Origin of the sequence: Campylobacter sp. W0066.2, assembly GCF_024723515.1 — a bacterium.
GTDB lineage: Bacteria > Campylobacterota > Campylobacteria > Campylobacterales > Campylobacteraceae > Campylobacter_D.
The window spans coordinates 59,085-79,922 of sequence record NZ_JANQCV010000001.1; the positions used below are offsets into that span (position 1 = coordinate 59,085).

Below are 20,838 nucleotides of genomic sequence, written 5' to 3' on the forward strand. Positions count from 1 at the left end.
TTAAGCCCTTGTATCAAAACCCATATTAAAGTCATTATATTCTTCTTGATTGTGAAATTTACTTTTAACTATATCACTGATGAAAAAATTAGAGCTTAGAAGTCCTACTTTAACTAAGGCTTTTTTTAGCTCATGTGCTCTTTCATAAAGTTTTTTTCTAAAATTAGCATTTTCTATCATCATATTTATATCAATGTATTTATCATTACTTAGTGATAAAAATACATTGATTTTTCCTAATTTTTCAAATTCAAGATTAATTTGTGCATAAAATTTATCTTTTTTACCGCGTTTGAAAACTACATTAGATTTTTCTAAATCATCCCAAAAGAAAGGTAAAAAAGTATGAATGCTATTATTAGCTAAAGATAAAAGCTGATTAAACTCAAGCTGAGCTATAAGACGATTTGCTTGATTTAGTATGCTTTCATTGTCTAAATTTTTAGCCAGATTAGAAACTTGTAAAAGAGTGGATTTAATATCTTTTTGTAATTCTGAAGAAATTTCTGTGGTATCTTTTGGGGTAATTTTTCCAAGATCTTTTATAGAAAGTTCTAATTTTTTTTCTATATTTTTTATATCATCTAAAGAATTTTTTGCTTCATAATTTTTAGGATCTAAAGCTTTTAAAACCTCGTTGAGTTTTCTTCCTATTAGGCCTAGTTCTTTGTTAAGATTATTTAAAAGCTCTTCTTGTAGATTTTGGCTAAAATTAAGATTTTTACTTACATTTTGTTTAAAAATATCTTCTAGTAAAATTTTACCTGAAGCGCTTTTAAATATATCTTCTAATTTGGTATTATTTGCTTGTAAATTTTGACTTTTGTTATCATTTTTGCTTGGTTCTTCAGCATTTTTTTGTGGTGTTTTTGGCTCTTCTTTGGGATTTTCTTTGATATCTTTGCTTTGTGGTGTTTTTTCTTCTTTTGTGTTTTGAATTTCTTTATCTTTTACTATGCTTTCTTGTTTTTGTTGAGCTTCTTTTTTATCCTCTGTGTTTTTTTGCGGAGTTTTTATTTCCTCTTTTGACTCTTCTTTGATGTCTTTAGTATGTGGAGTTTTATTTAAATTTTCTTGTGTTATTTCAGTTTTGTTTTTATGATTTTTTATGTCTTTTAAAAGTATTATAAGATCTTTAATGCTTTGACTAAGCTCTTTTAATATATGCGTATTTTGAATTTTTATATTTTCAGGTTTGGCTAGTTCTTTGTTGATAAGTGCTAAATTTTTACTGAGATTTTTAATGAAATTATTAGCAATATTTTGTAGCTTTTCTTGACTAATGGAATTTGGATTTTTATTGATATAGTTTTTAAAATTTTCTATTTTATCAAATAGTTTAAAAAGTGTCTTGTAGTTTGTATTTTCTAAAGAAATTTTATTATCTTTTTTATGATTTTGTAAGATATGAATAAGTTCTTTTAAGGTGCTTGTGGTATCAAGATTTTTAAGATCTAAATTACTTATATCGCGTTTTAGATTTTCACTAGTAGCCCCTTTTATGGTGTTTAAAAGATTAAAAAAGCTTTGTGGTAAATTTTGCTCTTTTAAAGAATGATTGAGTTTTGCTTCTAAAAATACACCTGAATTTTTAACCAAGGATGAAAGATTTTTATTGTTGATATCTTTAGCAGGTTTAACTAGATCTTCTAAAACTTTAAGTGGTTTTTCAAATTCAGGATTTTTAGAAAGCTCTGCTTGAAGTTTTTTAATTTCATTAGCAAAATTAGGTGCAAAATTTAAATCTTTGTGATTTTTTAATACTGCTAAATCAGGATCTTTGTTGGTTTTGATTTGATCTAAAAGTTTATTTAATAATTCTTGTAATTTTTGATCGATTTTTCTTACATAATCTTTAGGTAATTTGACTTCAGGATCATTTTTAGAAAATAAAGGATTTTTTAAAGCATCATTGAGTGAGGTTTTTTTGTCTGATTTCTCACTTTTGTTGTCTTTGTTTGTTTCGTTTTTTGCAAATTGAGTTTGATTGTTAGAAATATTAGTTATCATCTAGCATTACCATACTACCTGGTTTTCTTTTAAATTTGGTTAGATTTTTAAATTTTGGTTTATCTATAGCAAAGGCAATTAAAACAGTTAATAAAACGATGTAAAAATACATAAAACCATTGCCTTCAAAATAATACATCAAAGTTCCAAGTATAGCAGGCGCAAATAAAGCACCAAAAGAATAAGTAAAAAGAACGGCTCTACCTAGCTCAACTCTTTTGCTAGAATCATCAAGCATATCATTTGCTCTAGCTAAAGAAAGAGCATATAAACAACACATTCCCATACCTAGTAAAAAGCCAAAAAAGTATTTTAAATAAATATTATAGCTTAATAATAAAATACAAAGTATAGCACTTAAAGCGGTAAAAGCGCATAAAATAATAGCAAATTTACGACTAATTTTATCAGAAAGGGTTCCGATGAAAAGTTGAGATATAAACCCTCCTAGCATGGTGCAAAATATAAAAATCGAAGCTTCTTTTGCGCCAAATCCTTGTATGAGTATAAATAAAGAAGCCATGGAGAAAAATCCATTCAAAAGCATACCTGCTATAAAGCTTGTCACTAAAGCTAAAGGCACTATATCAAAAACTTTAGGGATGGAAATTTTGGTTTTTTGTGGTAAAACCGGCTCTTTAATACGGATTAAAAACAAAGGAATAGAAGCAAACATAATAAAACTAGCGCTTAAAATAAATACTGTATTACTTGGAAAGTCAAAGGACATAAGTAAAATTCCAAAGCCTGATGATGAGTAAAATACTACTTCATAAAAGGCTATTACTCTTGAGCGAATAGCATTTTTTGCTTTTTCATTAAGCCATGATTCTATGACCATTAAAAGTGCATAATAGCAAAAACCAAGTAAAAATCTCAAAACCATCCAAAAATATAGATTAGAGTTTAAACTATGAAGCATAGTGGCTATACCAAAAATAATGGCAAAAATTCCAAAAGATCTTATATGTCCTACTTTAGAGACTATCCTATGAGCACTAATAGTGCTTACCATAGCACCAAGAAAATAACAACTTCCTATTATCCCTATATAAAAATTACTAACATCGTTATGTTTTAAAATAATTGCTATAGAATTTACCGTTAAAGCACTTCCTATAAAAACAAAAATCATACCAAAAAACAATGCAGTTAATGATCTAATCGTTCTCTTTGAGCTCAACATTTTCTTATTAAAAAATTATATATTAATACCGCTATGGGTGTGACAAACATTGCACAAAACAAGGCAAAAATACTCATTAAGCCTTGAAACTCTAAAAATAAAAATCCTGCTATTAAAAGCACATAAGCAAAAATTTTAAACAAAGAAAAAAAAGCTAATGCGTTTTTAAAAATACTTTTAAATTTTGGTTTTAAATCGTCATCTATATGGATAAATTTTATAATTTTTGGCAAAGAATATTGTTTTTTAGCAAAAATTTGCAAAGGTCTTTGTATAAAATCATAATTTTTAGCTGCTTTAAAAATAAAATTTTTATAATTTAAAAAAGATACCAGAATGATTAAATTTTGAGCCAAAAAGCCAAATTCAAAGCTTATAAAGGTTTTAAAGCTTAATTCTTTATAGAAAAAAACTCCTGCTAAGAAAAGTAAATTTAATCCTAGCAAGAGTTTTAGTAAAATTTTAGGCTTTAGGATCATTTTTTAAATCTTTATAGCGATTTTCTTCTTTAAATTCCTCGTAGCTTTTTACTTGTGCTTTGTAAGCTTTATAGACATTTAAAATCGCCGCAGCTACTCCTATAAAAACTCCTACCCAAAAAAGCCAAACAATGCCGGTTAAATTTTTTAAAAAATAGCCTATGCCAACCCCGATTAAAACAGCTACAACCATGGATATGCCAAGGCTTAATCCATCTGCAGCTTCTATACCTTTGCGAATGATTTTTTGTCTTTTATTCATAGGGCTTTAAAACTTTCTTGTGCTGCTTGTATAGTTTTATCGATGATTTTTTTATCCATGCATTCGCAAATAAAACCTGTTTCAAATTGAGATGGTGCTAAATACACGCCTTTGCTTAGCATTTGCGCGTGAAATTTAGCAAATAATTTAGTATCTGATTTTAAAGCATCTTGATAATTATTAACAGGGTTTTTACAAAAGAAAAATCCAAACATAGAACCAACGCAATTAACTTGCAAAGGAATTTTACAATCATTTGCAGCTTCTTTAAAGCCTTGAGTAAGTCTTTTACCTAGTTTTTCTAATTTTTCATATAAACCTTCATAATTTCTTGCTTTTTTTAAGCTCGCATAACCTGCAGCCATAGCAAGGGGATTGCCACTTAGTGTTCCTGCTTGATATACCCCGCCCAAAGGACTTAATAAATCCATAATCTCAGCTCTTGCAGCAAAAGCAGCCGCAGGCATACCTCCGCCTATAACCTTACCAAAAGTTACTATGTCAGCTTTTATATTATTAATTCCAAAAGAACCTAGGTATGAAGCTCTAAAGCCACTCATAACTTCATCAAAAATTAAAAGAATTTGATGCTCATCACATAGTTTTCTTAGTTCATGTAAAAATTCTATTTTAGCAGGCACTAAGCCCATATTTCCTGCAATTGGCTCTATAATGATACAAGCTATATTATCATCATTGTTGATTAAGTTCTTAACGCTTTCAATGTCATTATAAATAGCTACTAGAGTATTTTTAGCTACATCGGTTAAAACTCCTAGTGAACTTGGGGTATTAAAAGTAGCTGCACCGCTTCCAGCGCTTACTAATAAAGAATCAGAATGCCCATGATAACATCCTTCAAATTTAATGATTTTATCTTTTTTGCTAAATCCTCTTGCAAGACGAATAGCGCTCATAGTAGCTTCTGTGCCACTGCTTACAAAGCGTATTTTGTCTAAATGCGGCCAATCTTTTAAGATAAATTTGGCCAATTTAGTTTCAGCTAGGGTTGGTGCGCCAAAGCTTGAACCATGTTCTAATGCTTTTTTACAAGCTTTTTTAATATCCTCATCACAATGCCCAAAAAGTAAAGGCCCCCAACTTTGTACATAATCTATATAAGTATTATCTTCTATATCGCTAATATAAACACCTTTTCCTTGCTTGATAAATAAAGGATTGCTACCCACGCTAGCAAAAGCACGCACAGGAGAATCAACCCCGCCTGCTATATATTCACAAGCTTCTTCAAAAGCTTTTTTATTATTTTTCATTTTTTACTCCTTTTGTTGTTAGTAATATAATCATAAAGTGATTTCATTTCATCTTCTGTTAATGAGTAAGTTGGCATAATGCTTTTTGCCTCTTGAGGTTGGCTTAGAATTTCTCTAAAACGTGTATAAGGAGTGTTTTTAATACTTGGCACTATAAAAGGAGTTTTTTCTCCATTTTTAGTATAATATCCTAGTATTTGTTGCCCTCCATCACCATGACATTTAGCACAACTTATGCCTCTTGGGTTTTTGTAAAGGGATTCTTGGTATTCTTTAGGTGAGATAAAATCTTCAGCCCAGGCACCATAAACTATAAAAAACAAAAATAAAATAATTTTCATTTATCACCTTTAACAAAAAAGAAGTTTTATTATGATACAATTTTTTAAGTTAAAGAAAGCTATAAATTTAAGGAAAGAAATGACACTTTTAGATGGTAAAAAGCTAAGTGATGAGATAAAAAATAATCTAAAACAAGAAGTATTAGAACTTAAAACCCAAAGTATAGAGCCTTGTTTGGCTGTGATTTTAGTAGGTGAAGATCCTGCTAGTGCTACTTATGTGGGTTCTAAAGCAAGGGCTTGCGAGCAGTGTGGGATTAAGTCTTTGGTTTATAGACTTGATGTAAACACAACTCAAAATGAGCTTTTGGCTTTGATTAATGCCTTAAATCATGATGATAGTGTTGATGGGATTTTGGTTCAGCTTCCATTGCCAGCACATATTAATAAAGATATAATCTTAGAAAGTATTAATTTTAATAAAGATGTGGATGGTTTTCATCCTTTTAATGTTGGGAATTTAAATTTAAATTTAAAAGGTGGTTTTTTGCCATGTACACCTTTGGGTGTTATGAAAATTTTAGAGCATTATGATATAAAATTACAAGGTGCTGATGTAGTTGTAATAGGAGCTTCCAATATAGTAGGTCGTCCTATGGCTACGCTTTTATTAAATGCTAATGCTAGTGTGAGTATTTGTCATATTTATACGAAAGATTTAAAAGCTTATACAAAAAATGCTGATATTATCATCGTAGCAGCAGGTTATCCAAATCTTTTAAAAGAAGATATGGTTAAAGAGGGTGTGATAGTAGTTGATGTAGGGATTAATAGAGTTGATGGAAAAATAGTAGGTGATGTTGATTTTGAAAATGTAAGTAAAAAAGCTAGTTATATTACTCCTGTACCAGGCGGGGTAGGGCCTATGACTATAGCAATGCTTTTAGAAAATACTATAAAATCAGCTAAAAATAGGATTAAAAAATGAATTTTTTGAAAAAAATCTATAAATTTACGCAATCTTGGACAGGAACCTTAATAGTTGTTTTATTGATTATATTTTTCTTTATACAAGCTTTTACTATACCAAGTGGTTCTATGAAAAATACTTTATTAGTAGGGGATTTTTTATTTGTAAAAAAATTCTCTTATGGTATTCCAACTCCACATATTCCTTGGGTGGAAATTCCTGTTTTACCTGATTTTAATAAAAATGGACATTTAGTAAGTGCTGAGGGTCCTAAAAGAGGAGATATTGTAGTATTTAGATATCCACATGAGCCAAAAATCCACTATGTAAAAAGATGTGTGGCTAAGGGTGGAGATGAGGTTGTTTTTGCAAATAAAACCTTATATGTGCGTATGGTTGAGGGTGATGAGTATATGAAAGATTATTATCCTAATAAAACAAAAATCATAGGCGGAAGACTTTTTGTAAAAGAACCTTTTGTGGAAAAAGGAATACATTATGATTCTAGAGTGGATATAGAAAGTGTATTTTTTCGCTATTTAAATTTGGGTCAATTTGCTATGAAGCCTGCTTCTTTCGATGAATTAGGTGTTAATAATATTTATGGTTTTAATGCATATTATTATAAGGTGCCTGAAAATGAGTATTTTATGATGGGCGATAATCGTGATCACTCTAGTGATAGTAGATTTTGGGGAAGTGTAGATTATAAATATATAGTTGGTCAACCTTGGTTTATTTATTTTTCATGGGATGAAAATAAAAAAGTTAGATGGGAAAGAGTAGGGCGTTTGGTTGAAACTATAGAAAAAGATGAGCAGTTTATCCATCATAATGAAAGCGATATAGAAGCTTTAGAATAATTACTCAAAGAAACAATGTAAAATTTTTTATGTGTAGAAAATGTATAGTTTCTACACAAATTTATAAAAATATACACTCTTAATTTTATTCGTAGATTTTTTTAAGCTCCAAGTTGTAACAATTAACACAAATAAAAATCAAAGCAAAAAATAAAGGATAAAAAATGCTAAGCCAAAGATCTCAAAATTTAGGAGAATCCTTAACTTTAGTAATGACTGATATAGCCAAAACTTTAAAAGCAAATGGTGAAAAAGTTATTAGTTTTTCAGCAGGTGAACCTGATTTTGATACTCCAGAAATCATTAAAAAATCAGCAATTGAAGCTATTGAAAAAGGTTGTGGGGCTTATACGCCAGTTGTTGGCATAAAAGAAGTTATAGAAGCTATACAATATAAATTTAAAAATGATAATAATTTAGAATATAAAGCAAGCGAAATCATTACCAATGTTGGTGCTAAGCATTCTTTATTTATGGCGATTGAGTGTTTGGTTGAAGAAGGTGATGAGGTTATCATACCAAGTCCTTATTGGGTGAGCTACCCTGAAATGGTAAAATTTGCAGGTGGAACTCCTGTATTCATAGAAGGTGAAGCAAAAAATGGCTTTAAAATTACTCCTGAGCAATTAAAACAAGCTATTACTCCAAAAACTAAAGTTTTAATGTTTAATTCCCCATCAAATCCTACGGGTGCTATATATTCTAAAGAAGAAATTACTGCTTTAGCTAAGGTTTTAGAGGGAACTAAAATCGTAGTTTTAAGTGATGAGATTTATGAAAAATTAGTTTATTATGGAGAATTTTGTGCTTTTGCGCAAGTGAGCGAAGATGCTTTAAATAGAACTGTAAGTATTAATGGTCTTAGTAAATGCGGTGCTATGCCAGGATGGCGTTTTGGTTATATGGCAAGCAAAATGAGTGAGTTTAATAATGCTGTTAAAAAATTACAAGGACAAAGCACTTCAAATATTTGTTCAATCATCCAACACGCAGCTTTACCAGCCTTGCTTGGAAAAGCAGATGGTGATATTGAAATGATGAGACAAGCCTTTTTAAAGCGTAGAGAATTAGCGTGTGAAATTTTATCTAAAAGTGATAAGTTAAAATTAGAACAAATTCCACAAGGAGCTTTTTATTTATTTATCTCTTGTAAAGAAGTTGATAGTGATTCTATGAGATTTTGTAAAAGATTATTAGAAGAACAAAAAGTAGCTTTAGTACCGGGCATAGGTTTTGGTATGGAAGGGTATTTTAGACTTTCTTATGCAACTAATGAAAAAGATATTATTGAAGGTTGTGAAAAGATCGTTGAATTTGTAAAAAACTACTAATTTCTTAAGCCTGTTAAAAACAGGCTTTCTTTCAAAAAAAACTTATAAGCAAGTCTTTGGTATGATTATGCAAAAAATATAGGAAAATCAATGGAATTTGAAGTTCAATATAAAAGTGCAAATGCTAGAGCTTGTCGTATAAAAACTACACATAGTGAAATTTTAACTCCCATTTTTATGCCAGTTGGGACTTTAGCTGCGATTAAAAGCTTAGATGCTGTTGATATGAGTGAAATTTTAAATGCAAAAATTATTTTAGCAAATACTTATCATTTGTATTTAAGACCAGGATCTAAGGTAATTAAACAAATGGGTGGCTTGCATGGTTTTAGTAAATTTAATGGTTCTTTTTTAACAGATAGTGGGGGTTTTCAAGCTTTTTCTTTAAGTAAAAATTCCAAACCTGATGAAAAAGGAATTCAATTTAAAAGTCATATTGATGGAAGTTTGCATTATTTTACCCCGCAAAGTGTTTTAGATGCACAGTATGATTTTAATTCAGACATTATGATGATTTTAGATGATTTAGTGGCTTTGCCTGCAAGCAAAGAAAGAATAGAACTTTCTTTAAAACGCACTATAAAATGGGCAAAAGAAGCTATTGATTATCATAAATTAAAGCAAAGCCAAGGTGTGGGAATAGGGCAAAATATCTTTGGTATTATCCAAGGTGGAACGGATTTTGAAGCTAGAAAAATTTGTTCTCAAGCACTTTGTGAGATGGACTTTGATGGTTTGGCTATAGGTGGATTAAGTGTAGGAGAAGAAAATGAGGCTATGTATGATACAGTTGAGGCTATGATGCCTTATGTAGATAACAATCGTCCTAGATATTTAATGGGAGTTGGCACACCTGAAGATTTAGTAGAAAATGTAGCAAGAGGTGTTGATATGTTTGATTGTGTGATGCCAACAAGAAATGCAAGAAATGGAACTTTGTTTACTAGCTTTGGAAAATTTAATATCAAAAAAGCAGAATTTATCACTGATCATGCCCCTATAGATAACAAATGTTCTTGTTATACATGTAAAAACTTTTCAAGGGCTTATTTAAATCATTTGTTTAAAGCTAAAGAATTAACCTTTTTTAGACTCGCAAGTATTCATAATTTACATTATTATTTAGATTTAGTAAAACAAATGCGTGAAGCTATTATCAAAGATGAATTTGAAAATTTTAGAAAAGAATTTTATAGACAAAGAATGTAAATAAAGTGGTACGCCCAAGAGGATTCGAACCTCTGACCTTTTGAACCGCAATCAAATGCTCTATCCAGCTGAGCTATGGGCGCAAAATAAAAGGGTCATTTTATCAAAAAATTCTTAAAATTAGCAAAAACAAGTAATTTTATAGAATTTTTATATTTTTATGCTAATCTTCTTTGAATAATATTTTAGCTTAAGGCAAAGTAATGATACATAAGATTTTAATAGCCAATAGAGGTGAGATTGCAGTAAGGGTAATCCGTGCTTGTAGGGATTTGCATATAAAAAGCGTTGCTGTTTATACTGAACCTGATCATGAGTGCTTGCATGTAAAAGTTGCTGATGAGGCGTATAGAATAGGAACTGATGCAATAAGAGGGTATTTAGATGGCAAAAGAATAGTTGAAATTGCTAAAGCTTGCGGTGCTGATGCTATACATCCTGGATATGGCTTTTTAAGTGAAAATTATGAATTTGCTAAAGAATGTGAAGAAGCAGGGATTATCTTTATAGGGCCAAAATCAGATGTTATTCGTAAAATGGGAAATAAAAATATAGCAAGATATCTAATGAAAAAAAATGGAATTCCTGTGGTTCCAGGTACTGAAAAATTAAATCATTGCACATTAGAAGAAATCAAACTTCAAGCTTTAAAAATAGGTTATCCGGTGATTTTAAAGGCCAGCGGTGGCGGTGGCGGTAGGGGTATACGCGTAGTGCATAAAGAAGAAGATTTAGAAAAATCTTTTGAAGCTTGTAAAAGAGAAGCATTAAGCTTTTTTAAAAATGATGAAGTTTTTATGGAAAAATATGTTATTAATCCAAGGCATATTGAGTTTCAAATTTTAGCAGATAATTATGGTAATATCATTCATCTTTGTGAAAGAGATTGCTCAATACAAAGAAGACACCAAAAAATCATTGAAATTGCACCTTGTCCAAGTATCTCAGAAAAATTAAGAAAAACCATAGGGGTTACCGCAGTAGCTGCTGCGAAAGCTGTAGGTTATACGAATGTTGGGACGGTTGAGTTTTTACTTGATGATTATAATAGATTTTATTTTATGGAAATGAATACAAGAATTCAAGTAGAACACCCAATCACAGAAGAAATCACAGGAATTGATCTTATCACAAGACAAATTCGTATAGCAAATGGGGAAATTTTAGATCTTGAGCAAAGCGATATAAAACCAAGAGGCTTTGCGATAGAAGCTAGGATTACAGCAGAAAATGTATGGAAAAATTTCATTCCAAGTCCGGGTAAAATCACAGAATATTTTCCAGCTTTAGGACCGTCTGTAAGAGTGGATAGTCATTTATATAAAGACTATACTGTGCCACCTTATTATGATTCTTTGCTTGCAAAATTAATTGTTAAAGGTTCAAGTTATGATAGTGCGGTTAATAGACTTGAGAGAGCTTTGAAAGAATTTGTGATTGATGATATTAGAACAACTGTGCCATTTTTGATTGCAATTACCAAAATAAGAGAATTTAGAAGAGGGTATTTTGATACTTCTTTTATAGAAACACATATGGAAGAGCTTTTGGAAAAAACAGAAGATAGATACCAAGAAAATAAAGAAGAAGTAATTGCTGCTATAGCTGCAGCCTTACAAAAGATAAAAGAAAGTAGGCAATCATGAGTTTTTTAGATGAATTAAAAGATATAAAAAAAGCACTCCAAAAAGAACAAGGTCAAACAAAAAAAGAAAAAGTTAAAGCGAGTAAAAGTGGAGTGAGTATGAAAAATGCTGATTTAGATACTATACAAAAAGACTTAGCTAAGCAAAAGGAAGATAAAAAACAAGAACAAGAATTTGAAGATATGTTTTTAAAAGAAGAGCGTTTAGCTAATGAATTTATGGAATTTGTAAAAAATAGCGATATAAAAAAGATCTAATGAATAATATTATTGGTTTTTGTACTTTAGAGGAAGAATGTCCTTATCTTGAAAATAGATATTGTAGAAATGAGTATAATTATGTATCTTTTATTAATAAAGCACAAAATCAAGAATTAGTTTCAAGAGGTTGGCGTCGCTTTGGCTCGTATTTTTCAAGACCAATATGTAATGATTGCAATGAATGTCAAAATTTGCGTATTTTGGTGGAAAATTTCCATTTTAGTAAAAGTTATCGTAGGGTTTTAAAAAAAAATACAGCCACTAAAATAATCTTACAAAAACCTTCTTTAAGCGATGAGCATTTATTGCTTTACGAAAAATACCACCATTATCAAAAAGATAAAAGAAATTGGAAAATTTATGATTTAAATTTTAGAAAATATTATAATCTTTATGTAGATAATGCAGGTACTTTTGGATACGAGCTTGATTTTTATATCGATAATAAGTTGGTTTGTGTTGATTTGATTGATATTTTAGAAGATGGAATTTCTAGTATTTATTGTTTTTATGATCCTGATTTTTCTCATCTAAGTCTTGGTAAATACTCACTTTTAACAGAAATCAAGCTTGCACAATTAAAAAAATTAAAATACATTTATTTGGGATATTTTGTAAAAGGGTGTCAATCTTTATCGTATAAAGCCGATTATAGTCCAAATGAAATTTTAAAACACACTAGTGCTTTAAATGAGCAGGCATTTTTGTGGAGTTAGTTTTATAGAGAGGATTTTATGCAAGTAGTGCAAACTTTAGAATCAGTTAGTGTTAATACTGATGATTTTTTAATGTTTAAATATTTTCAAGATCTTATCCGTAAAAATTTTTCTAAAGTTATAGGTAATAAAAATAAAACCTTATCTTTTTTTGTAGAAAATGAAATTCCTCAAAGAAGATATTTTTTAAAACTTGTTAATCACAAGTATAAAAAAAATACCGGAAATCAAATCGATAATCTCGCTTTTGCACATTATAAAACCTTTAAGTTGAACCTTGCTCAAGCAAATACTTTAAAACCCGTAATCTTTGCTAAAATAGGCTTTGCACAAAAGAATATTTTAATCACACTAAGTTCGAATGAAAAATTATTTGCTGTATATTTAGAGCAGTATTTTAAAGATCATAAAAGCGTGTATGATGAAAAAAATTGTATTTTTTCAGTAGAATACAAAGATGATAATACTTTAAATCTTTTAGAAATTTTAGCAAGTGTGAATGAGCATTTAAAATATTGTGTTGATTTTACGATTAACGAAACTCAGCTTTTAGAATTTAGAAATAAAATGAAAAACAAAGCTAGTACTAATTGGAAATTTAACGCACTAGCAAAGCTTTTTGAAAATTATTTTCAAACACTAGGGTGTAATTCTAGTGATGATTTTGCTACTATTAGACAAAATTATCTTAATTTAGTTAAAATTTATCATCCTGATCGCCATCAAGGTAAAAGTAAGATCGAGCAAGCTTATTGTCGTGAAGAATTTGAGAAAATTCAGCTTGCTTATGAGAGTTTAAAATCTTTATATAAAAATAATACTTGATGCTAAAATAACATCATTTTAAGTTGCAATTTATTAAAATTAACTTTTTTATAAAAATTTAGGGAATAATATTGGTTGCTGATAGAAAGTTATTTTTTTTAAGTTGTATTCTCATAACCATAGGAATACTTTTTTCATATTCTTTAAGTGCTTTTACTGTGCTTTATTTAGAGTATAATGAATTTCACTTTTTTATCAGACAGCTTTTTTTTGGGTTTAGTGGTATAGCTATTATTTATTTTGTTTCAAGATTAAATCCTGATAGTAAAATGGCGCATTATTTAATGATAAGCGTTTTACTCATCTCTTTTTTATTTATACTTATTTTACCTTTTTTGCCCACCTTTCTTGCTACTGCAGCAGGTGGTGCTAAAAGGTGGATTAGGCTCGGCCCTTTATCTATCTCTCCGGTTGAATTTTTTAAAATAGGTTTGATTTATTTCCTTGCTTGGTCTTATACAAGAAGGATTGATGATAGTAAAAAAGCAATCAAGCATGAAGTTTTAATCTTAATTCCTTATTTTATTTTAGCTGCTTTTGTTATTGGTTATATTTATATGACACAAAATGATTTAGGGCAAAGTGTTATTTCTTTTTTCTTGGTTTTTGCTTTAGCTTTTTTTGCAGGAGCTAGCAAAAGGCTTTTTGCTTTTGGTGTGGTTATTGTTGGAATGATTGGGGTTTTAGTGATTTTAAGTAATCAAAGAAGAATTCAGCGTATTTCTGCTTGGTGGGGAAATATCCAAGATGCATTTTTGCCTTTCTTTCCCGATTGGCTAGCAAGCGCTTTAAGAGTAAGCCATAATTCAGAACCTTATCAAATTTCACATAGTTTAAATGCTATAGCTCATGGTGGATTTTTTGGAGAGGGTTTAGGACTTGGAACTTTTAAACTAGGTTTTTTAAGTGAGGTTCATACGGATTTTGTGTTATCAGGGATTACTGAAGAAATAGGACTATTGGGATTAAGCATTATATGTTTTATTTATTTGATGGTAATACTTCGAATTTTTAGAATAGCAGGGCGTTGTGAAAATAAGGTTCATTTTTTGTTTTGCTCAGGCGTAGCTTTGCTTTTGTTGTTTTCATTTTTTATGAATGCCTTTGGGATTATTTCTTTAACCCCGTTAAAAGGAGTTGCTGTACCACTTTTAAGTTATGGTGGTAGTTCGATGTGGTCTATTTGTCTTGGAATAGGTTATGTTTTAATGATTAGTAAGAAAGTAAAAATTTAAATACATTAATTAAAATATATAAAAATTAACTTAAATAAAAAATATTTTATAACAACTCTTTACAAAAAACTTTTTTCTGCTATAATTATGCTCACATTTATTATAAAGGAGGCGGATATGAAGAAATACAGGCGTTTAAACACATTATAATCATTTATCAATTTTATTTTAATTTTAACAAAGGAAAAAAATGAAAAAAATATTATATGTTGTTTTAGCGTTATTTGGTATATTAGCTTTAGGTGCTTGCTCAAGCGATAAAAATCAAGCTAGTGCTTCTGGTGAAAAGGTTTATAAAGTAGGTATAGCAGCAAATTACCCTCCTTTTGATTTTATTAAAGATGCAAAAATTACCGGCTTTGATGTTGATTTGTTAGAAGAGATAGCAAAAAGAGAAAATTTAAAACTTGAATGGGTAAACATGAGTTTTGATGGTTTAATCCCTGCTTTAAAAGCTGGAAAGATTGATATGATAGCTTCTGCTATGAGCTCAACACCACAAAGATTAACAAGTATGGATTTTAGTGATACTTATTTTAATACTAAAAATTTATATTTAAAATTAAAAACAGATTCTAGTATTAGTGATAAGCAAAGTTTAGAAGGTAAAAAAATAGGTGTTCAACTTGGAACTATTCAAGAAAGTGCTGCTAAGGCTATTCCAAATGCTCAAGTGGTAGCTAGCGAGGAAATGTTAGCCGCGATTTTAGCTTTAAAAGCTGGTAAAATAGATGTGGTTTTAACAGATAAAGATATTGGTAAAGGTTATTTAAAAACTAATGAAGAATTAGAAGCATTTTTAGAAGAAAATGATGGAAGTTCAGGTTTTTGTGTAGCTTTTGATAAAGGAAAGCAAAGCGAACTTGTTCAAAAAATCAATGCAGGTTTAGAAAAAGTTAAAGCTGATGGTACTTACCAAAAAATCGTAGAAAAATACGATTTACAATAATTAACTTAAAGCCTTGATACTTGCTTTCAAGGCTTTAAAAAAATACTCTATATCTTCTTTTGTATGCGTATAATGAAAACCTACCCTTAGCCAGCCTGGTTTAGATTTTAATTCTTGATTATCTTTTAGATTGAGTAAATCATGCCCATAAGGTCCCGCACAAGCACAACCTGCTCTTGTTTCTATCTTATAAGTTTTGCTTAATTTATAAGCTAAATCAAAAGGAGAAATTCCTTCTATATTAAAAGCAAAAATAGGTAATCTATGAGTGATATTTTTTGCATATAAGATCATTTTTGGAAAATTTGCACATTGTTTAAAAAAATACTCACAAAGCTCTTTTTCTTTTTTTTCTATATTTTTTAAACCTATTTCATTGCGTACTTTAAAAGCTAAACTTGCTCTAATTAGTTGAATAATTCCAGGTGTACCACCTTCTTCTAAATTTTCAACTTCGCATAAGTATTGCTGAGAGGTTCTTGAAACATAGCCTACAGTTCCACCTGCAGCAAAGCTAGGAGTATTACCACATAGACTTTTTTTAATAGCAAGCAAACCACAAGATCCTACACCTCCAAGTAGCTTATGAGAGCTAATAAACACTGCATCATAAAATTTAGGATCTAAATTAGCATAAGGAGCTAAGGTGGAAATATCAAAAGCAACTATGCCATTATATTGTTTGATTAGAGTATAGATTTTTTTATAATCACTTAAAATTCCTGTGACATTTGAAGCTGCGTTAAAGCTTGCTATAATTTGTCTATTTTTAGATTTTTTTAATAATTTTTCTAAAAAAGCATAATCTAACTCGCCTTTTTTATCTAAGGGTATGCGAACACATTCACACAAAGCCTCTCTGAATGAAAGTTCGTTAGAATGGTGTTCATAAGGTCCTACTATAATCAAAGGCAAGGTGTTTTTATCTGTATTTTTAAAATATTTTTCTTTAATAAGCGGGGGTATGTACAGACCTAAAAGTTCTTGAAATTTTTTAATAGCAGCTGAAGATCCGCTCCCGCAAGCTATAAGGGCAAAGCTATCATCTAAATCAAGGTATTTTTTTAAATTTATTCTTGCATTTTCATAATGTTGCTGTGTGATGAAAGAATTTAAAGAGCTATCTGAATGTGTATTTGCATAGGTAATAAGAATTTTTTTAATTTCCTTTTCTATGCTTTTTAATGCTAAAGCACTAGCTGTAAAATCAAAATAATATATTCCTTTTTTTAAAATAATATCTTTTTTTAATGTTTCAATATTCAAAAATTCCCCCAAAAATTTGTTAAAATTATAACATACAAAATATTTAAAATTAAGGATATAGCTATAAAATTTAGTGAATTTTCAAAGCATTGTGATTCTTTAGAGCTTAAAAGTATTTTTGATTTTTATAGTATTTTTGATGAATTTGAATTTGATTTGAAATTAAGTTTATATGAAAATATCTTAAATGTTTTTATTTTGAAAGCCTTTGATATTTTAGCTGATTTAAATTTAGATGAGAATGCTTTAAAAGCTTTGAGCGTTTTAAGTAAAAATGATAGAAAACGCTATTCTATCAATAAATCCATTCCGCATTTTCAAGCATTAGGACTTATTAATAAGCTTTTAGAAAGAAATATTTTGATTTTAGAAAAAAGTCAAGAAAAACCTATTATAAAAAATAAAAGACAAAAAATTAAAAAAGAATTACGCTCTTATAGTATTCAAGATAAGGTTGTTTTTAAAAACCAAGGATTAAGATTTTTCTTTTATTTTATATATCCTAACTTAAACTTAATTACGATGAAAAAATACAATGAATTAATAGAAATAATCCAAGAAAATTTAGAAAAATATCAAAGTTTTACTTTTGAACTTTTATGTAAAGAATTTTTAGCTAAAAAGCTTAAAGTAGAACAGGTGTATAGTTTTTGGAATTATTACCATGAGGTAGATTTGTATTATCACGAAAATAATTTTTGTGTTTTAGGTGAGGTTAAATTTAAAGAAAGAAAAATATGTAAAAATATTTTAAATACCTTAAAAAATAAGGCAAAGCAGTTGCAAATTCAACCAAATTTGTATGTGCTTTTTTCAAAGCAAGGTTTTAGCAAAGAGCTTGTATTAAATAAAGAACCTATTTTGCTTTTATATACTTTAGATGATTTTGATTTTTTGATTAAGGATTAATATGGATGAAAATATTTTAAAAAGTTTAGATTCTAGTGAAAAAGAAAACTTGCAACAAGGTTTAAAAGCATTAATAGAACAAACCTATGTTATAGAAAATGAATATAAGCAACTTAATGAAAACTACACTGCATTAAGACAAATGGTAAGTGAGATTATAGAGGTTTTACCTATGGCTTTGTGGATTTTAGACGCAAATAAAAATATCATTTTGCAAAATAATTTAGCTACACAAAAGCCAAAGCTTTTAGAATGTATTGATCTTGATAAAACACATTATGAGCTTGAGTTTGATCATAAATTTTATTTAATTAAAATCACCTCTCATACTGATAAACTTATAGTGAATGCAACAGATATTAGTGATGAAAAAAGAAATGAAAGATTGGCTAGTATGGGAACGGTTGCTGCACACCTAGCACATGAAATACGCAATCCTATCGGCTCTATTTCTTTATTAAGCTCTACTTTGTTTGAAAGAAGTGAGTTAAAAAATAAGCATATAGTTTTAGAAATTCAAAAAGCAATTTCAAGAGTAGAGCGTATTGTAAATTCTACTTTGCTTTTTACAAAAGGGGTGCATGTTAATTTAAATGAGTTTAATATAAAAGAATTACAAGATGAATGCGAACAAGCTATTGGAGCTTATAATTATCTAGCTAATATTGATTTTAAATTTGATTTTTTGGATTTAAAAATCAATGCAGATAAATCTTTGCTTGCTTTAGTTTTGCAAAATTTGCTTTATAATGCCATAGATGCTATTGAAGAAAGCGAAAATGATGATGGTTGTATAAAAGTTAAATGTGAGCAAAAAGAAGATAGGGTTTTTATCAAGGTTTATGATAATGGAGTAAGTATCAAAGATAAAAAAATGGTTTTTGAAGCTTTTAAAACAACTAAATTAAAAGGCAATGGTCTAGGACTTTCTTTGTCAAAACAAATTATTGATGTGCATAATGGAGTTTTAGGTTTTGATGAAAATCCAAAATGTTTTTTTATAGAGCTTAAAATTTAAGCTCTATAAAATAAATTTTTTCTTAAAATAATAAAAATATTTGTCCTCATAGCTCAGCTGGATAGAGCGCAGAATTCCTAATTCTGAGGCCGCAAGTTCAAACCTTGCTGGGGACACCATTTAAGGAAAAAGATGTTTCATATAGTCTTAGTTGAGCCTCGTATACCGCAAAATACAGGAAGTATAGGTAGAATGTGCTTTAATGCAGGATTTACTTTACATATTATCAACCCACTTTTTAGTATTGATGAAAAGGCGGTTAAAAGAGCAGGGCTTGATTATTGGAAAAAGTTAAATCCTTTGTTATGGAATAATTTAGAAGATTTTTTAAAAAAATATGAAAAATTTCAAGATAGATTTTTCTTTGCAACAACTAAAACCACTCAAACTTACTTTGATGTAAATTATCAAAAAGGTGATTTTTTGTTTTTTGGAAGCGAGAGTTTTGGTTTGCCTATGGATTTAATGCAAAAAAAATGGGAAAATGCTATTACTATACCAATGAAAGATTGTGGTAGAAGTTTAAATTTAGCTACAAGCGTAGGCATAGTGAGTTATGAAGCTTTGAGGCAAAATTTTGCCTCTTTTGAAAAATTTTAATGATTTAAAACTTGATTTAAAAATTCTTTCAGTCTTTCATTTTTTGGGTTTTCAAAGGCTATTTTAGGACATTCATCTACTGCTATAATGCCTTTATCCATAAAGAAAATTCGATTAGCTACATTTCTTGCAAAGCCCATTTCATGCGTAACTACAAGCATGGTTAGACCTTCTTTAGCTACCTCTTTCATAATGTTTAAAACCTCACCTATCATCTCAGGATCTAAAGCTGAAGTTGGCTCATCAAATAAAATCACATCAGGATTCATCATTAATGATCTTGCTATGGCAATACGCTGTTTTTGTCCACCTGAAAGCTTGTGAGGAAAATAGCTTTCTTTATCACTTAAGCCAACTTTTTTGAGTAACTCTCGTGCTTTTTTTACTGCTTCATCTTTGCTCATGATTTTAGTTTGTACTGGCGCTAAGCATAAATTTTCTAAAACATTTTTATTATTAAAAAGATTAAAATGTTGAAACACCATGCTTACTTTTTGTCGAATTTTATTGATATCTGTTTTTTTATCAAGTATATTGATATTATTGATATAAATATTACCACTATCCGGTGTTTCAAGTTTATTTAAACAGCGTAAAAAAGTACTTTTTCCGCCCCCACTAGGCCCTATAATAGCAATAATATCGCCTTTATGCACTTCAACACTAATGTCTTTTAAAACTTCTAAATCTCCATATTTTTTAATCAAATTTTCTATTTTAATCATGCTTATTTAATCTCACTTCTATAAATCTTGCAATGAGTGTTAAAATTTTAACACTTACATAATACATAAGTCCTGTAAAAATAATAGGTTTAGGGTTGTAATAAATTGCTTGTAAGCTTTTACTTTGCATGGTAATATCCATAACACTAATATAACCTACTATTGAAGTTTCTTTAAATAAAGAAATAAATTCATTCATTAAAGAAGGTAAGATATTTTTAATCGCTTGTGGGAAGATGATTAGTCTCATAGAAGCAGAATAATTAAGCCCCATTGCTCTTGCTGCTTCCATTTGTCCTTTATCTACACTTTGAATTCCACTTCTTACGATTTCGGCTACATAAGCAGAGCTATTAAGCCCAAGCGCGATAATAGCTACATAAAAATTATCACTCCAAGTAGCAAAAATCACTACTGAAAAAATTAAAAGTTGTAAAAGTAGTGGGGTTCCGCGTATGATATCGATGTATTCATCTATAATAAAATTTAAACTTTGGATTTCTAAAAATCTTAAAAATGCTAGGAAAAAACCAAGCACAATGCCTATTAAAATTCCACCCACTGTTAAGCCAAGTGTTGTGAAATAACTATGAACATAAGCTTTAGCTTCTATAGTATAAGCATATTCACCTGTGGCTAAACCATTTTGATCTTTAACTTGTAAAATTTCAATAGGAAATGAAAAATAAGCCCAAAAAACAATAATGGCAAAAAATACAAAAATTTTCATCGTATTTTGTTTCAACTTACACACCTTGTAAAATTTTAAAAATCTAAGTGTATAAAAATTAAGTTTTCTTTTTACTTAAAGGTGTCTTATGTGA

General features: G+C 29.2%; 22 protein-coding genes and 2 tRNA genes. 14 read left to right on the plus strand and 10 right to left on the minus strand.

What is annotated here, in order from left to right; all coding sequences use genetic code 11:
• From CAMP18498_RS00300 to CAMP18498_RS00325, 6 genes are read right to left on the minus strand one after another with little or no spacing between them, the layout of a single operon-like run.
• Positions 1-2,010: a flagellar hook-length control protein FliK gene (locus tag CAMP18498_RS00300; RefSeq protein WP_337196676.1), complete on the minus strand. Its 2,010-nt coding sequence runs from the start codon at positions 2,008-2,010 to the stop codon at positions 1-3.
• A complete protein-coding gene (locus CAMP18498_RS00305) occupies positions 2,000-3,193 on the minus strand; it encodes an MFS transporter (protein WP_337196813.1) in 1,194 nt (397 codons plus the stop codon). Before CAMP18498_RS00305 ends, CAMP18498_RS00300 begins: the two co-directional genes overlap by 11 nt.
• Positions 3,190-3,675: a hypothetical protein gene (locus CAMP18498_RS00310; RefSeq protein WP_337196677.1), complete on the minus strand. Its 486-nt coding sequence runs from the start codon at positions 3,673-3,675 to the stop codon at positions 3,190-3,192. The genes CAMP18498_RS00305 and CAMP18498_RS00310 overlap by 4 nt, the downstream gene beginning before the upstream one ends.
• Positions 3,659-3,937 carry an AtpZ/AtpI family protein gene (locus CAMP18498_RS00315; protein WP_039641170.1) on the minus strand — a complete coding sequence of 93 codons (279 nt, stop codon included), beginning with the start codon at positions 3,935-3,937 and terminating at the stop codon, positions 3,659-3,661. Before CAMP18498_RS00315 ends, CAMP18498_RS00310 begins: the two co-directional genes overlap by 17 nt.
• Positions 3,934-5,211, minus strand: coding sequence for a glutamate-1-semialdehyde 2,1-aminomutase (hemL, locus tag CAMP18498_RS00320; RefSeq protein ID WP_337196679.1), 1,278 nt, complete (start codon positions 5,209-5,211; stop codon positions 3,934-3,936). Before hemL ends, CAMP18498_RS00315 begins: the two co-directional genes overlap by 4 nt.
• Positions 5,208-5,552 (minus strand): c-type cytochrome, encoded by a 345-nt coding sequence (locus tag CAMP18498_RS00325; RefSeq protein ID WP_337196681.1) that lies wholly within the window; start codon positions 5,550-5,552, stop codon positions 5,208-5,210. Before CAMP18498_RS00325 ends, hemL begins: the two co-directional genes overlap by 4 nt.
• Before the next feature lie 79 nt (positions 5,553-5,631).
• Between CAMP18498_RS00325 and folD the strand changes: the two genes are divergently transcribed.
• From folD to tgt, 4 genes are all read left to right on the plus strand, one after another.
• Positions 5,632-6,480 (plus strand): bifunctional methylenetetrahydrofolate dehydrogenase/methenyltetrahydrofolate cyclohydrolase FolD, encoded by an 849-nt coding sequence (gene folD, locus CAMP18498_RS00330; protein ID WP_337196683.1) that lies wholly within the window; start codon positions 5,632-5,634, stop codon positions 6,478-6,480.
• Positions 6,477-7,325, plus strand: a complete 849-nt coding sequence (gene lepB, locus CAMP18498_RS00335; protein WP_337196685.1) for a signal peptidase I — start codon at positions 6,477-6,479, stop codon at positions 7,323-7,325. Before folD ends, lepB begins: the two co-directional genes overlap by 4 nt.
• A gap of 164 nt (positions 7,326-7,489) precedes the next feature.
• Positions 7,490-8,656, plus strand: a complete 1,167-nt coding sequence (locus CAMP18498_RS00340) for a pyridoxal phosphate-dependent aminotransferase (protein WP_337196687.1) — start codon at positions 7,490-7,492, stop codon at positions 8,654-8,656.
• 90 nt (positions 8,657-8,746) lie between these two features.
• On the plus strand, positions 8,747-9,865 hold the full coding sequence (gene tgt, locus CAMP18498_RS00345) for a tRNA guanosine(34) transglycosylase Tgt (protein WP_337196689.1): 1,119 nt from the start codon (positions 8,747-8,749) through the stop codon (positions 9,863-9,865).
• Positions 9,866-9,871: 6 nt separating this feature from the next.
• Here the strand turns inward: tgt and CAMP18498_RS00350 are convergent.
• Positions 9,872-9,948 (minus strand) — tRNA-Arg (locus tag CAMP18498_RS00350).
• A 120-nt stretch (positions 9,949-10,068) separates the two neighbouring features.
• On the opposite strand from CAMP18498_RS00350, the gene CAMP18498_RS00355 reads away from it, so the two are divergent.
• The 6 genes from CAMP18498_RS00355 (at position 10,069) to CAMP18498_RS00380 (ending at position 15,496) form a co-directional block, all read left to right on the plus strand.
• A complete protein-coding gene (locus CAMP18498_RS00355; RefSeq protein WP_337196691.1) occupies positions 10,069-11,511 on the plus strand; it encodes an acetyl-CoA carboxylase subunit A in 1,443 nt (480 codons plus the stop codon).
• Positions 11,508-11,768, plus strand: coding sequence for a hypothetical protein (locus tag CAMP18498_RS00360; RefSeq protein WP_337196693.1), 261 nt, complete (start codon positions 11,508-11,510; stop codon positions 11,766-11,768). The genes CAMP18498_RS00355 and CAMP18498_RS00360 overlap by 4 nt, the downstream gene beginning before the upstream one ends.
• Positions 11,768-12,487, plus strand: a complete 720-nt coding sequence (locus CAMP18498_RS00365) for an arginyltransferase (protein WP_263724010.1) — start codon at positions 11,768-11,770, stop codon at positions 12,485-12,487. The genes CAMP18498_RS00360 and CAMP18498_RS00365 overlap by 1 nt, the downstream gene beginning before the upstream one ends.
• 18 nt (positions 12,488-12,505) lie before the next feature.
• On the plus strand, positions 12,506-13,312 hold the full coding sequence (locus CAMP18498_RS00370) for an adenylosuccinate lyase (RefSeq protein ID WP_039617961.1): 807 nt from the start codon (positions 12,506-12,508) through the stop codon (positions 13,310-13,312).
• 71 nt (positions 13,313-13,383) lie between these two features.
• Positions 13,384-14,547, plus strand: coding sequence for a putative lipid II flippase FtsW (gene ftsW, locus CAMP18498_RS00375; RefSeq protein ID WP_337196695.1), 1,164 nt, complete (start codon positions 13,384-13,386; stop codon positions 14,545-14,547).
• Between the two features lie 190 nt (positions 14,548-14,737).
• Positions 14,738-15,496 carry a basic amino acid ABC transporter substrate-binding protein gene (locus tag CAMP18498_RS00380; RefSeq protein WP_337196698.1) on the plus strand — a complete coding sequence of 253 codons (759 nt, stop codon included), beginning with the start codon at positions 14,738-14,740 and terminating at the stop codon, positions 15,494-15,496.
• On the opposite strand, the gene CAMP18498_RS00385 is transcribed toward CAMP18498_RS00380, so the two are convergent.
• A complete protein-coding gene (locus CAMP18498_RS00385) occupies positions 15,497-16,762 on the minus strand; it encodes an aminotransferase class V-fold PLP-dependent enzyme (protein ID WP_337196700.1) in 1,266 nt (421 codons plus the stop codon).
• A gap of 156 nt (positions 16,763-16,918) precedes the next feature.
• Here CAMP18498_RS00385 and CAMP18498_RS00390 point away from each other — a divergent pair, with 156 nt between their 5' ends.
• The 4 genes from CAMP18498_RS00390 to CAMP18498_RS00405 all read left to right on the plus strand — a co-directional run bounded on the left by CAMP18498_RS00390 (position 16,919) and on the right by CAMP18498_RS00405 (position 19,289).
• On the plus strand, positions 16,919-17,671 hold the full coding sequence (locus CAMP18498_RS00390; protein WP_337196701.1) for a DUF234 domain-containing protein: 753 nt from the start codon (positions 16,919-16,921) through the stop codon (positions 17,669-17,671).
• A 1-nt stretch (position 17,672) separates the two neighbouring features.
• Positions 17,673-18,689: a fla regulon two-component system sensor histidine kinase FlgS gene (locus CAMP18498_RS00395; RefSeq protein ID WP_337196703.1), complete on the plus strand. Its 1,017-nt coding sequence runs from the start codon at positions 17,673-17,675 to the stop codon at positions 18,687-18,689.
• 42 nt (positions 18,690-18,731) lie between these two features.
• A tRNA-Arg gene (locus CAMP18498_RS00400) sits at positions 18,732-18,808 on the plus strand.
• A gap of 13 nt (positions 18,809-18,821) precedes the next feature.
• Positions 18,822-19,289, plus strand: a complete 468-nt coding sequence (locus CAMP18498_RS00405; protein WP_214126177.1) for a tRNA (cytidine(34)-2'-O)-methyltransferase — start codon at positions 18,822-18,824, stop codon at positions 19,287-19,289.
• On the opposite strand, the gene CAMP18498_RS00410 is transcribed toward CAMP18498_RS00405, so the two are convergent.
• Positions 19,286-20,014 carry an amino acid ABC transporter ATP-binding protein gene (locus CAMP18498_RS00410; RefSeq protein ID WP_039625796.1) on the minus strand — a complete coding sequence of 243 codons (729 nt, stop codon included), beginning with the start codon at positions 20,012-20,014 and terminating at the stop codon, positions 19,286-19,288. The two genes, CAMP18498_RS00405 and CAMP18498_RS00410, sit on opposite strands and share 4 nt — an antisense overlap.
• Positions 20,007-20,759 (minus strand): amino acid ABC transporter permease, encoded by a 753-nt coding sequence (locus tag CAMP18498_RS00415; RefSeq protein ID WP_337196707.1) that lies wholly within the window; start codon positions 20,757-20,759, stop codon positions 20,007-20,009. The genes CAMP18498_RS00410 and CAMP18498_RS00415 overlap by 8 nt, the downstream gene beginning before the upstream one ends.
• Positions 20,760-20,838 lie beyond the last annotated feature (79 nt).

Bases quoted from the DNA above. Each gene is read 5' to 3' on its own strand.
- CAMP18498_RS00300 (WP_337196676.1), bottom strand. From the start codon at position 2,010: ATGATAACTAATATTTCTAACAATCAAACTCAATTTGCAAAAAACGAA.
- CAMP18498_RS00310 (WP_337196677.1), bottom strand. From the start codon at position 3,675: ATGATCCTAAAGCCTAAAATTTTACTAAAACTCTTGCTAGGATTAAAT.
- CAMP18498_RS00315 (WP_039641170.1), bottom strand. From the start codon at position 3,937: ATGAATAAAAGACAAAAAATCATTCGCAAAGGTATAGAAGCTGCAGAT.
- hemL (WP_337196679.1), bottom strand. From the start codon at position 5,211: ATGAAAAATAATAAAAAAGCTTTTGAAGAAGCTTGTGAATATATAGCA.
- CAMP18498_RS00325 (WP_337196681.1), bottom strand. From the start codon at position 5,552: ATGAAAATTATTTTATTTTTGTTTTTTATAGTTTATGGTGCCTGGGCT.
- folD (WP_337196683.1), top strand. From the start codon at position 5,632: ATGACACTTTTAGATGGTAAAAAGCTAAGTGATGAGATAAAAAATAAT.
- lepB (WP_337196685.1), top strand. From the start codon at position 6,477: ATGAATTTTTTGAAAAAAATCTATAAATTTACGCAATCTTGGACAGGA.
- CAMP18498_RS00340 (WP_337196687.1), top strand. From the start codon at position 7,490: ATGCTAAGCCAAAGATCTCAAAATTTAGGAGAATCCTTAACTTTAGTA.
- tgt (WP_337196689.1), top strand. From the start codon at position 8,747: ATGGAATTTGAAGTTCAATATAAAAGTGCAAATGCTAGAGCTTGTCGT.
- CAMP18498_RS00355 (WP_337196691.1), top strand. From the start codon at position 10,069: ATGATACATAAGATTTTAATAGCCAATAGAGGTGAGATTGCAGTAAGG.
- CAMP18498_RS00360 (WP_337196693.1), top strand. From the start codon at position 11,508: ATGAGTTTTTTAGATGAATTAAAAGATATAAAAAAAGCACTCCAAAAA.
- CAMP18498_RS00365 (WP_263724010.1), top strand. From the start codon at position 11,768: ATGAATAATATTATTGGTTTTTGTACTTTAGAGGAAGAATGTCCTTAT.
- CAMP18498_RS00370 (WP_039617961.1), top strand. From the start codon at position 12,506: ATGCAAGTAGTGCAAACTTTAGAATCAGTTAGTGTTAATACTGATGAT.
- CAMP18498_RS00380 (WP_337196698.1), top strand. From the start codon at position 14,738: ATGAAAAAAATATTATATGTTGTTTTAGCGTTATTTGGTATATTAGCT.
- CAMP18498_RS00395 (WP_337196703.1), top strand. From the start codon at position 17,673: ATGGATGAAAATATTTTAAAAAGTTTAGATTCTAGTGAAAAAGAAAAC.
- CAMP18498_RS00405 (WP_214126177.1), top strand. From the start codon at position 18,822: ATGTTTCATATAGTCTTAGTTGAGCCTCGTATACCGCAAAATACAGGA.
- CAMP18498_RS00410 (WP_039625796.1), bottom strand. From the start codon at position 20,014: ATGATTAAAATAGAAAATTTGATTAAAAAATATGGAGATTTAGAAGTT.